This window comes from Inquilinus sp., assembly GCF_057815775.1.
The window spans coordinates 1-11310 of record NZ_JBYRFX010000922.1 but is presented as its reverse complement, the minus strand read 5'-3'; the positions used below and the strand labels follow the sequence as shown (position 1 = coordinate 11310).

Sequence of the window (11310 nt, the reverse complement as noted above, 5' to 3'; positions counted from 1 at the left end):
GAAGTTGATGTCGATGACGTTGTCCAGCATCCGCATCGCCGTGCGGATGGTGCGCTCCAGCCGCGCCCGGTCCAGGCCGCGCTCGGTGACATGGTTGGCCAGGTTGATCGAGCCGAGGTTGCAGACCGCGACCTCGTCATCCGAGGTGTTCAGCGTGATCTCGGTGCACAGGTTCGAGGAGTGCACCACGCCGACATGGCCCTGCGGCGAGCGGATGTTGCAGGGATCCTTGAAGGTGACCCAGGGGTGGCCGGTCTCGAACAGCATGGTCAGCATGCGGCGCCACAGGTCGAGCGCACGGACCTGCTTGTGAACGCGGATCTCGCCGCGGCCGGCTTTGGCCTCATAGGCCTCATAGGCGGTCTTGAACGCCGGGCCGTACAGGTCGTGCAGGTCGGGCACCTCGTCCGGCGAGAACAGGGTCCAGACGCCGTCGGCCTCGACCCGCTGCAGGAACAGATCCGGCACCCAGTTGGCGGTGTTCATGTCATGGGTGCGGCGGCGGTCGTCGCCGGTGTTCTTGCGCAGGTCGAGGAATTCCTCAATGTCGACGTGCCAGGTCTCGCGATGGCGCAGACCGCGCCCTGGCGCTGGCCGCCGTGGTTGACCGCGATGGCCGTGTGGTTGGCGTCCTTCAGGAACGGCACGACGCCCTGCGACTGGCCGTTGGTGCCGCGGATATGGGCGCCCAGGCCGCGCACGCGGGTCCAGGAATTGCCCAGGCCACCGGCGTATTTCGACAGCAGCGCGTTGTCCTTCACCGCCTTGAAGATGCCGTCGAGGTCGTCGGCAATCGAGGTCAGGAAGCAGGAGGACAGCTGCGGCCGCGGCGTGCCGGCGTTGTACAGCGTCGGCGTCGAGCACATGAAGTCGAAGGAGGAGATCAGGTCGTAGAACTCGATCGCCCGGGCCTCGCGGTCGATCTCCCGCGCGGCCAGCCCCATGGCGACGCGCATGAAGAACACCTGCGGCAGCTCGAAGCGGATGCCTTCGGTCTGCAGGAAGTAGCGATCGTACAGCGTCTGCAGCCCGAGGAACTGGAACTGCAGGTCGCGCTCGGGCTTCAGCGCCGCGGCGATCTTCTTCAGGTCGTAGCGTGCCAGCTCCGGGTCCAGCAGGTCGACCGCGATGCCCTTCTTCACATAGGCCGGGAAATATTCGGCATAACCCTCGACCATCTCGGCATGGGTGGCGCGGGTCGGCCGGCCATAGACGAAGGACAGCGCCTCGTGCCGCAGCAAGTCGAGCAGCAGCCGGGCGCTGACCTGGCTGTAATTCGGCTCGGTCTCGATCAGGGTGCGGGCGGCCATGATCGGCGCCAGGGCCAGCTCGGCCTCGCTGATGCCGTCATAGAGGTTGCGGCGGGTCTCGGTCAGCACCGGCTCGGCCGAGACGTCGGCGAGGCCGGCGCAGGCCTCCTCGACCAGCCGGATCAGCCGGGCCTGGTCCAACGGCGCGCGGCTGCCATCGGCGGCGGTGACATTGAGCACCGGCGCCACCGGCGACGCCTCGACCTTGGCCGCCGCGGCGGCGCGCTCGCGCGCCCGCTCGGCCCGGTACAGCACATAGGCGCGGGCGACCTTGTGGTGTTCGCCGCGCATCAGCGCCAACTCGACCTGGTCCTGCACCTCCTCGATGTGGAAGGTGCGGCCATGGTCGGCGCGGCGGGTCAGCCCGGCCACGATCTGGCTGGTCAGCTCATCGACGATGTCATGCACGCGGCGCGAGGCCGAGGCGCCGGCGCCTTCGACCGCCAGGAACGCCTTGCTCAGCGCCACCGAGATCTTGGCGGCGTCGAAGCTGGTGACGGCGCCGTTGCGGCGGATCACCTGGAAGGCCGGCTCGACGGCCTGCTGATTCGAATGGCCACGGGGCGCATTGGGGGCGGCAGGTGCGCCAGCAAGCGCGCGGTCGGTTTCCTGGATGGCTGACATCGGCTAACCCCATAGATGTAGAGGGGCTTGGGCCGATGGACGCGGAGTCGACAATTGCGTCGGCAAGCCGACGCAATCCGACTGACGCACCATCGGGGCACCCCGCCCGAGGACGTTCTTCACGATCACGGGCCGGTCTCCTGGCTCGCGGTACCGACCCTTCCGTCTCGCCTTCCCGGCAGGTTGCCCCACCAGTGACTCAAGACGACGAAAGAGCCTTGCCGCTTACAGTTGCGGGGGCAGCTCCGGCCTTGCCGACGAATAGCGCACCGGATTCCCTGTAGCGCCCGTGATGTCTACATATTGACGTCTTTATGACATTCCACGTCAATACCTAGTTACCGCCGTCGCAAACTTCGCAATCCAAGTTCGTTTTCGACGGCCCGAATGCAATCCCGAATTCACGGGTCCGATCCGGCCCCATCAGCGGTTCGGCATGGAGGCCCAGGGCCGCCTGCTGTAAACCGAAACGGCATGATCCAGCCCCCCTACCCGCCGCCGCCATGGCAACTGCACGGCACCCTGCACGCGGCGCTGTGGCGGATCCCGCGGGCCGACCTGCCGGGCCCGCTGCCAGCGGGCGCCCAGCCGATCGGCTGGGGCAGCACGGCGCTGCTGCTGACGGTGCGGGCCGATTGGGGCGCGACGGGCGACCTGGCCTATGCCGAGCTGGTCGTCGCCGTGCCGGTGCGGCTGGGCCGGCGGCTGGACACCACCGTCACCGCCGCGTGGGTCGACAGCCCTGCCTCGCTGGCCGGCGGGCAGGCACTGTGGGCGATCCCGAAGCGGCTCGGCCGGTTAGAGATCGCGAAGGGCGAAACCACCCTGGCCGATGACGACGGCCCAATCGCCCACTTCCACGACCGGCCGGGCCGCGCCCTGCCCTTCCGCCTGCCGGTCCGACTGACGACGTTGCAGCCGCGTGGCGCGGCGCTGGTCGCGACCCGGTCGGAGGCGACCGGCCGGCCGGGGCTCGGCAAGCTGGGCTGGGAGTTCGCGGCGACGGGGCCGCTGGCCATCCTGGCCGGCCGGCGCCCACTGCTGACGGTCACGCTGACAGATGCCGCGGCACGCTTCGGGCTGTGACGGCGACGCCGTCCGGGCAGCCCGGCGTTGTCGGTTCGACCCAGAACGGCAGGCCGGCCAATTCACGCAGAGTCATCGCCAGCAGGGCTTCGGCCCCTTCGGGCCGGGGCACATACCGCAAGCGGCGCCACGATGGACGCCGCAGTCCGGCCCGGATGGACAGTGTCTCTTCAGGACTACAGAAAATCTCCATAGGCTGATGCCGACGACCCGATCGATGGACTCGTCAGGGCGATCCCATCCCTCGCCGCGGAGCAGGGGCCGTGGCCATCGGGAATCGAGCTGCTGGATCGACCGCCGCACCCGTCAGCTGGTGTCCTCGGGCGGCATCGATGAGTCTGACGAGAGAAGGCCCGCGTCCTGTTGGCTCTCCCTCTCGAACTTGATCCGAGGGTCGCGAGGGCTTTTCACAATCTCTTTATTCGTCATCCCCGCGAAAGCGGGGATCTCGTAACACCCTGATCTGCAAGAGATTCCCGCTTTCGCGGGAATGACGGCCGAGGGATGGAAGGCTGTTCTCAAAAGGTCTCGCTTGCGGGAGAGCCCGGGCCCGCGCAGCGAGACCGGGGAGCCTGCGCCCGCGGGGCGAGGGCTCTTTCCCACGGCCAGTGCCGGCCCCTCTCCCCGCGTCGCGGGGAGAGGCAACATGGTGCTTTTTGATCGGCTGGCCTTGGCGGGAGACCTATCCGGGTCAGGAACCCCGGCCTGCGAGCCCCGCGGGGCCGGCCAGGCTTGCGGCCAGCGGGCGGGGTCCGGGGGCAGGCCCAGATCGCGGTAGATCCGGGCGATGACCTCGCCGGGCCCACAGCTTTTGAGCGAGAAGCCGAAATCCGCGAGCTCGGTCAGGCTTTCCCGGTCCGGACGGTTCGAGCCATGGGCCCGCTTGGCCGGGGCCGGCCCGTTGTTCACATCCTCGACATCCCGCGTGTCGCCTTCGGCTTCGAGATCGCGGTCAAGGTCGTCGGGATTGCGCGCGGGCGCCCGGGCTGCCTCCGCAGCCGCGCGTTGCCCCGCCCCGGCGGATGGTTGCTGGCCTTCCGGCGTCGCGGGCGCCACCGGCAAGACCGCGCCGGCGGCCAAGGCCTCGCGAGCCTCTCGCACCCGGCCGAACATCGCCAGGGTCAGGCGCACGGCGCGGGCGATGCGCGTGAAGGCCCGCTCGACATCGCGGTGGAGGGCGGCGCGTGCGGCCCCCGGAGGGGTGGCGGCGACCGCGGCGGCATGCTGCTGGTTCACCCGTTCGGCGATGGCTGTGCCGATCCGCGCCAGCTCAAACAGGACCTCCAGCTCCAGCACCGCCCAGTCGCGATCCGCCGCCGCCCGGTCGGGGGCGGTGCCGGCGGGCGGCGTTGCAGGGGCGTGCGGGGCTTGCGTCATGTCACAATAAGAACATAACAAGAACATTTAAACAAGCAAATACCGTCCCGCGATCCATTCGTGCAGCCAGAGGCGGCGCCAGCCTGGATCGCCCCTTTCAGACCAACGGGGCCCCTTCGGGCTCGCGTTGACGGTGTGGAGTGGCGGGGCCGGTGCGCCCCGGAACCGTCAGGGACAGCGCATGTCTTCGCGCGCGGATGCGCGCTGTCCCCTGCCCCCTCCCCCTCCCGCAAGGAGAGGGGGAGAGTGGATGGCATGGGCCGGCCCAAGGCACATCGTTCTGAAAAGGTCTCAATTCCGGGCGGGGATGACGTCGGCATCTCCGCCTGTCCGCCCGGATCGTCTTCAGGCCTGTGCCGATCCTTCGAGCGCCTGGTCGAGGCGGTCGAAGGTGCCACCCCAGCCCTCGGTCATCGAGCCCATGATGTCGACGAAGGCTTGCCGCTCGTCGTCGGCCGCATCGAGCGGCGTCTGGAGCAGGTGCAGCCGGGTGCCCGCCCCTTCCTCCGTAAAGGTCACGGTCGACAGGATTTCCAGCGGCCACGGCCCGCCGAACGGCGAGGTCGCGGTGTTGGCCTGCTCATCGGCGAAGGAGTGCACCCAGACCAGGCGCGACGGCGCCGCCACCTCGCGATAGCGGAATTTTACCCACATCGGTTCGCCGCCGGGCCAGTCCATGCGGGCGTGCATCAGACCGCCCGGCTGCAGGTCGAGGGTCTTGACCGTGGTGGTGACGCCCGTGGGGCCGAACCATTGCGTGAAGATCTCGGGCCTGGTCCAGAACTCCCAGACCCGCGGGCGCGACGCCTTGAACAGGCGGGTGATGACGAATTTGGTGTCGGCCATGAACTACGCGTCCTTCTTCGGTTCGGGCGTTGACTCAAGGGTGGCTTCGAGCAGCGCCTCGAGGCGGTCGAAGCTGTCGCTCCACAGGCTGCGGACCTGCTCGAACCACTCGACCGTCTCCTTCATCGCCACGAGGTTGAGGCGCCGCGGCCGCGACTGGGCGGCCTGGCCGCGTTCGATCAGCCCCGCCCCCTCCAGCACCTTGAGGTGCTTGGAGATGGCGGGCTGGCTGATCCGGAATGGGGCCTGCAACTCCGACACCGTCGCCTCGCCCCGGGCGAGGCGGAGCAGGATCGCCCGCCGGGTCGGATCGGCGAGTGCCGCGAATTTGAGATCGAGCGAGCTGTGCAGAACCATGAAGTTATATAACCAATTGGATATTTACGAGTCAACACCCCGCCATCCGCTCGCGGCGGTGCGATCCCGTCGATCGAGGCGGAGCCGACCCTCAAGCAGGCGCGGCCGGTGTCCGGCGTGTGGAGCTGACTGGCTGCGTCAGCGCGCCGGCCAGCGGATCTGGCCGATCGGCAGCGCCGGCCCCCAGCGATGCACCCCGACCAGCCGGAAGCCCACCGCCCCGGCCAGCCCGAGATGCGTCAGGATCAGGGCCACGATCGACAGCCACATCTCCGTCCCCTGCAGGCCGGGGGCCTCGGTCCGCGCGATGGCGAAGCCCCGCCCGGGCGTGTAATGCCGGAGGGCGGCGCCGAGGAAATGCCGCATCATCGCCGCGATCTCCGCCGCGCGATACTCCGTCTGCCGGGCACACAGCATGAGCGGGTGCACCACGTCGAGGACGTTGCAGGCATCGAAGCCGGTGCGTTCGAATCCGCCACAGCGGCGAAGATGCGCCAGGACGGAATCGATCGTCCGCTCCGGATAGGGCAGCGGGATGCCGAACTGCGCATAGGTTCCCCGCGTCAACCGGTAGAAGCCGTTCACCGGCTGCAGCCAGTCGTCGCCGACCGGCCCGCTCCACAGACCCGTCACCGGATCGGCCCGGGTGGTCAGCCAGCCCATCAGGGTGGCGAGTTCTCCCGGATCGTCGAAGTCGCGGGCGTTGAAGCCATAGGCCGTGCCCAGCGCATCGACCCAGGCGCCCGAGGACCAGCCCCGCGCGGCCCAGGGCAGGCCGTCCAGCGCCCGCTGCAGGGCCACGGGGTCGAGGCGCGAGGCCCAGGCGACCGGGTGCCGGAACCTGGCGCCGAGGCAATCCAGGGCATAGCCGACGCACAGGATGTTGTAGAGATTGTCGCCGCCGGGATCGGCAGGCGGGGACTGGCGGACCGCTTCTGATGTGTCCGGGTTGAAGCACAGCCCCGATTCGGGGTCCTGCAGCGCTGCCAGGCGATCCGTCCACTCTTCCGCCGTAAAGGGCTTCGGCACCGCGCCGAACATCGCCGCGATCTGGGTCGCATCGCAATCGGCACGGAACGGCGCGTTCCGGCCGTTGCGCGGATCCTGGTACCAGGAGGCCTGGCCGGCCTCCGGCGCGGCATGGCCGGCGAGGATGGCAGGCCACTCCGCCCCGATCCGCGCATCGAAAGCCTTCACCTCGGCCAGCAGGGGATCCGCAGGCGCCGATGGCCGCGGCTTACGGCGGTCGCGGATCAGCCGGGCGGGGTTGCCGCCGACCAGCGCGTAGTCCGGGACGTCCTTGGTGACCACCGCCCCGGCGGCGATGATGCAATGATTGCCGATCCGGACCCCGTCGGTGACCACCGCATTGGCGCCGATCCACACATCGTCGCCGATCTCGATGCCCTTGGACGACACGCCCTGCAGCGCGATCGGCGTCTCCGGATCGTCCGCCACATGATCGAAGCCGGCGAGCACGGCCCCGGCGGCGACCCGGACCCAGGATCCCATCCGGACCTCACCGATGGCCGAGGCGTTCAGGTTGAGCGAGCACTGGTCACCGGCCGTCAGCCGGCCATGGACCCGCACACCGGCGGCGATGATGCAGCGGTCTCCCAGCGTCAGGCTGTCGGGGTAGATATGCGCCTTGGGCGACAGGAAGCAGGCGTCGCCGATCCGCAGCGTCAGGCGCTGCGCCAGTTCGGCGACGAAATCCGCCTGTTCACGGCGCTGCCCGGCGGTGGCGTGGCGTTCGAACAGCCAGGGATGGGCGTCGAACTCCGCCGTCGTGTGGCGTGTCGTCTCCAGCAAGTCTGCAGCAGCCAATGCTCGTGTCCTTCTTCGGGCTGCGACGGGGCGGTCAGAGAATACCGCGCGTATCCTCGACCAGGCCGGCAGCGCCATCGCTGATGGAGACGCTGCCGAAGGCCACTGCATCGGCCGCGCGCTTGATCAGCCGGCCGAACTGCTGCGACCCCTTGGGCGGGGGCGGCGGATAGGGGCCGACCTTGTCCGCGATGGCATCGATGTAGTCCACCTGGGCGCGCTCGACCGGATTCAGCGTCGGCAGGATTGCTGCGCGCATCGTCGGGCTCATCGGCACGCCGCGCTCCACCCCGAGGATCTTGCCGGCCTCGGGATCGTTGACGAAGAAGTTGATGAACTGCGCGGCGGCATCGGGGTTCTTCGACCGGGCATAGATCGACCAGCTGGTCGCCGGCCGGTAGAACTGCCCCGGCTTCGCACCCGGGCCACCGTTCGGAAACATGGTCACGGCCAGCGGCACCGGCGTGGTCGCCTGCATGCCGACGATCTGGTTGGAGAAGGCCAGGCTGGTCGCCGCCTTGCCCTGGATCAGGGGCATCAGGTTGATCGTCGAATCCGGGCTGGTGGCGGCGATGTCGGCGGGCACGCAGCCGCCGCGCTGCCGCAGCTTGTCCCAATAGGCGAACCATTCGGCCGCATCGTCCTGGCCGAAGGCCAGCGCCTGGTCGGCCGTGAACAGGTCGCGGCCCCGCTGGCGCAGCCAGACCTGGAAGGCATAGCTGTAGCCGCTGGCGTCGCAGGAGCCCCAGTACTGGTCCCGGCCCAGCGCCTTGGTCAGCGCAACCATGCGGTCCGCATAATCGTCCCAGCTGGTCTGGTCGTCGGGCGGGGGCACGTTCGCCTTGGCAAACGCATCCTTGTCGTACATCAGGCCGAACGAGTTGAGGGCATGGGGAATGCCCCAGACCTTGCCGTCGACCGCGCAGAGATCGAGCATGCCGTGGCCGAAGCCGGTGGCGTCGATCGGGCTGGGCATCAGGCCGTCGAGGTCGAGCGCGCTGCCGCGCCGGACGAAATCGGCGAAGCTGTTGGGTTCGAGCTGGAACACATCGGGGGCATTGCCGCCGACCATCTGCGTCGCGAGTTTGGTGAAGTATTCCGCGTTGCTGACCTCGCCCACCAGCTCGACCTCCGCGGCGCGCTGCCGGTACAGCTTCATCACCTCCTGCGTGCGGCGCGCCCGGTCGTCGCCGCCCCACCAGGTGAGGCGAAGCCGCGCCGCCTCGGCGCGCGCGGTGCCGAAGCACGACATCGCCCCGGCGAGGCCCAAAGCCCCCTTCAATACGGATCTGCGGGCTATCGCAGCCGACATCGCCATCCTCCCCTTCCGCGTCCCCTTGGATGGGGATCGATGATCCGGACGGCCGGCCGCCGCTCCGGGACAAGTAACCAATTGGTTACAACTGTGCGGAGGGGAGGCCCGGCTGTCAAGACCCGACGCCGGCGCCTTGGCCTTCCCTCACCACCCCATCCCCACCACATCGGTGAAAGGACAATCGGCAGAAGGGACAGGATGATGGCTTTCAGCCCCCAGGCGCTCACCGCGGTCGCGGCCCTGCTCGCGGCCTTCCTGGTCCTCGCGGCCTGCGAAGGGGTCACTATCGGCCCTTCCCCGCGGCTGGGCGGCCATGGCGGCGGCGACGGCGGCGCCCACAGCCGGTAAGCGGCCCTGTCCCTCTTGGCCGCACCGCCGTTCCGGGGCATGGTCACGATATGATCCAGCACCCCGGACAGCGGCCGTGAGCCGACAGCGAAGCCTGACCGTGCCGGCCGATGGCGGCCGGCCGCGCATGGCCGACATCGCCCGCATCGCCGGCGTGTCGGTGGCGACGGTCAGCCGCGCCATGTCCGGGTCGCCGCGGGTGACGGAGGAAACGCGGGAGCGCATCGCCGCCGCGGTGCGCGACACCGGCTATGTCGTCAACCGCATGGCCCGCAGCCTGCGCCTGCAGGAGGCGCGGCAGGTGCTGGTGATGGTGCCGAACATCGGCAACCCGTTCCATGCCTCGGTGCTGCTGGGCGCCGAGGAGGCGGCGGTGGCCGCCGGCTTCCACGTGCTGATCGGCAACACCGCCGGCGACATGGCGCGGGCGGAGGAGCATGCCCGCCAGTTGCTGACCGGCGCTGTCGACGGCATGCTGTTGCTGGGCGGCCGGCTGCCGCCGACGCTGGAAGCCCCGGCGCTGCAGCAGCGGCTGGTGGCGGTGATCGAACGTGTCTCCGCCCGCGGCGTGCCGGTGGTCGAGATCGACAACCAGGCCGGCGCACGCGAGGCGACCCGCCACCTGATCGGGCTGGGCCATCGCCGCATCGCCCATATCGGCGGCGGCATCCCGACCACGGCGACGCCGAAGCGGTTCAAGGGCTATGCCGCGGCCCTGGCGGAGGCCGGGCTGGAGCTGCAGCCCGATCTGGTGCGCTACGGCACCTTCTCGATCCCGACCGGGTCTGAACACATGGCGGCTCTGCTGGCCCTGCCGGACCCGCCCACCGCCGTGTTCTGCGGCAGCGACGAGATCGCGATCGGCGCCATCCGCACCATCAAGCAGGCCGGCCTGCGGGTGCCGGAGGACGTCTCGATCGTCGGCTTCGACAATATCTATTTCGCAGCGGTCTACGACCCGCCGCTGACCACGGTCGAACAGCCGGCCCGGCTGCTGGGTTTCGAAGCGATGCGCCTGCTGGCCGACCGGCTGGGCGGCATCGACGGGCCGAAGCGCGGCGTGACTGTGCCGTACCAGTTGATAATCCGTGGCAGCACGGCGCCACCGAAGGCGTGAGCGCCCCGGTGGTGTGCCAAGCGAAGCGGGATCACGAACGATCCCGCTTCCCATCGTCAGGCGTTACCGCCGAGCGCCGGCCATGCCGTCGATCACCTTGGCCAGCCCGGACGCCGTGTGGGTCAAGGCCAGTTCCGCCGTCTCGATCGTGCCGACGGAGGAGCGCAGGTCGTAGGCCGGCGGGCTCTGCTTGGTCACGAAGCCGCCGAGCAGTTGCCCGGTGGCGGAATCGGTGAACTTGCCGGCGACGGTCACGGCGCCGACGAAGGCGGCCGGCATGCCCTCCGCGCTCTTGATCGCGGTGATGCCCAAGCCGACCGGCGTGATCCGGGTCAGCGACAGGATTGGCCGGGTCTTGGAGACCCCGGCGAGGCTGAGCTGCAGGGTGACGATGCCCGGGCCGGGGCGCGAGACGATGTTGCGGTTGCGCCCCAGCGCCTTGGCGAAATCACGCGTCAGCTCCTGAGCCAACCGCTGCTGGTCCTGCGGCGTGAGTTCGCCGAAATCGGCGTCCGGCCCCTGATAGACATTGGCGGCCGGGATGTAGAAGCCGTGATACTTCGCGATGTCGAGCGTCGGCGACTTGTAGACCAGGGTGTCGCCGCCGAGGCCCTGGGACGCGGCCGAATCCGCCGAGGACGGGGCGAGCGTCATGTCCGACGACAGGCCGGCGGTGGTCGACGGCTTGGTCGAGGCGCAGGCGGCCAGGCCGATCGCGGCTGCCACCGCTGCAAAGCGCAATACTCTCACGTCGAAACTCCCTGTGCGAAGCTGGTGCGCCGACGATCGGCGCGGAGACTGGCCGCCTGCAGGCTGCGGGCGGGTATCAGAATGGGATGCTGGCTGTGAGCGAGCCGGCGTTGCTGGAGACGCGGTCGGAGAATTCGCCGTCATATTGCAGCCGGATGTCGACGCCGGCATTGGTCGAGACCTGGATTCCGGCGCCGATCCGCGCCACCACGTCGTCGATCGGCAGCGAGGTGTCGAAGCTGCCGGTGCCCGACGGCGCCCCGGTGAACCGCGCCTTCGCCGTCCAGTCGTCGTCGCTGAGGATCGACACGCCGGCATAGGCGTAGGGCCGCAGCATCGCGGTGCCGGCCGCG

General features: G+C 69.4%; 10 protein-coding genes, 1 pseudogene and 1 riboswitch. Of the genes and pseudogenes, 3 read left to right on the top strand and 8 right to left on the bottom strand.

Going from position 1 to position 11310, the window contains the following annotated elements:
* A pseudogene (locus tag AC3XYG_RS32940) lies at positions 1–1934 on the bottom strand (ribonucleoside-diphosphate reductase subunit alpha); the annotation flags it as partial.
* A 113-nt stretch (positions 1935–2047) separates the two neighbouring features.
* Positions 2048–2240, bottom strand: a riboswitch (cobalamin riboswitch).
* Between the two features lie 168 nt (positions 2241–2408).
* On the opposite strand from AC3XYG_RS32940, the gene AC3XYG_RS32935 reads away from it, so the two are divergent.
* Complete coding sequence (locus AC3XYG_RS32935; protein WP_489144112.1) at positions 2409–3020, top strand: acetoacetate decarboxylase family protein; 612 nt, start codon at positions 2409–2411, stop codon at positions 3018–3020.
* Between the two features lie 306 nt (positions 3021–3326).
* Here AC3XYG_RS32935 and AC3XYG_RS32930 read toward each other — a convergent pair whose 3' ends face one another.
* The 5 genes from AC3XYG_RS32930 to AC3XYG_RS32910 all read right to left on the bottom strand — a co-directional run bounded on the left by AC3XYG_RS32930 (position 3327) and on the right by AC3XYG_RS32910 (position 8709).
* The gene (locus AC3XYG_RS32930; protein WP_489144111.1) at positions 3327–4397 is read right to left on the bottom strand and encodes a hypothetical protein; all 1071 of its coding nucleotides are present in this window, start codon (positions 4395–4397) and stop codon (positions 3327–3329) included.
* A 345-nt stretch (positions 4398–4742) separates the two neighbouring features.
* Positions 4743–5243, bottom strand: coding sequence for an SRPBCC family protein (locus AC3XYG_RS32925; protein WP_489144110.1), 501 nt, complete (start codon positions 5241–5243; stop codon positions 4743–4745).
* Between the two features lie 3 nt (positions 5244–5246).
* Positions 5247–5600, bottom strand: a complete 354-nt coding sequence (locus tag AC3XYG_RS32920; protein WP_489144109.1) for an ArsR/SmtB family transcription factor — start codon at positions 5598–5600, stop codon at positions 5247–5249.
* A 138-nt stretch (positions 5601–5738) separates the two neighbouring features.
* Positions 5739–7427 (bottom strand): acyltransferase, encoded by a 1689-nt coding sequence (locus AC3XYG_RS32915; protein ID WP_489144108.1) that lies wholly within the window; start codon positions 7425–7427, stop codon positions 5739–5741.
* A 34-nt stretch (positions 7428–7461) separates the two neighbouring features.
* The gene (locus AC3XYG_RS32910; protein WP_489144107.1) at positions 7462–8709 is read right to left on the bottom strand and encodes an ABC transporter substrate-binding protein; all 1248 of its coding nucleotides are present in this window, start codon (positions 8707–8709) and stop codon (positions 7462–7464) included.
* A gap of 231 nt (positions 8710–8940) precedes the next feature.
* On the opposite strand from AC3XYG_RS32910, the gene AC3XYG_RS32905 reads away from it, so the two are divergent.
* Positions 8941–9090, top strand: a complete 150-nt coding sequence (locus AC3XYG_RS32905) for a hypothetical protein (RefSeq protein WP_489144106.1) — start codon at positions 8941–8943, stop codon at positions 9088–9090.
* Between the two features lie 76 nt (positions 9091–9166).
* Positions 9167–10207, top strand: a complete 1041-nt coding sequence (locus AC3XYG_RS32900) for a LacI family DNA-binding transcriptional regulator (RefSeq protein ID WP_489144105.1) — start codon at positions 9167–9169, stop codon at positions 10205–10207.
* Positions 10208–10270: 63 nt separating this feature from the next.
* Here the strand turns inward: AC3XYG_RS32900 and AC3XYG_RS32895 are convergent, their stop codons facing one another.
* Positions 10271–10957 carry a DUF3313 domain-containing protein gene (locus tag AC3XYG_RS32895; protein WP_489144104.1) on the bottom strand — a complete coding sequence of 229 codons (687 nt, stop codon included), beginning with the start codon at positions 10955–10957 and terminating at the stop codon, positions 10271–10273.
* 76 nt (positions 10958–11033) lie between these two features.
* The coding region (locus AC3XYG_RS32890; RefSeq protein WP_489144103.1) for a hypothetical protein at positions 11034–11310 on the bottom strand (277 nt) is incomplete at its 5' end.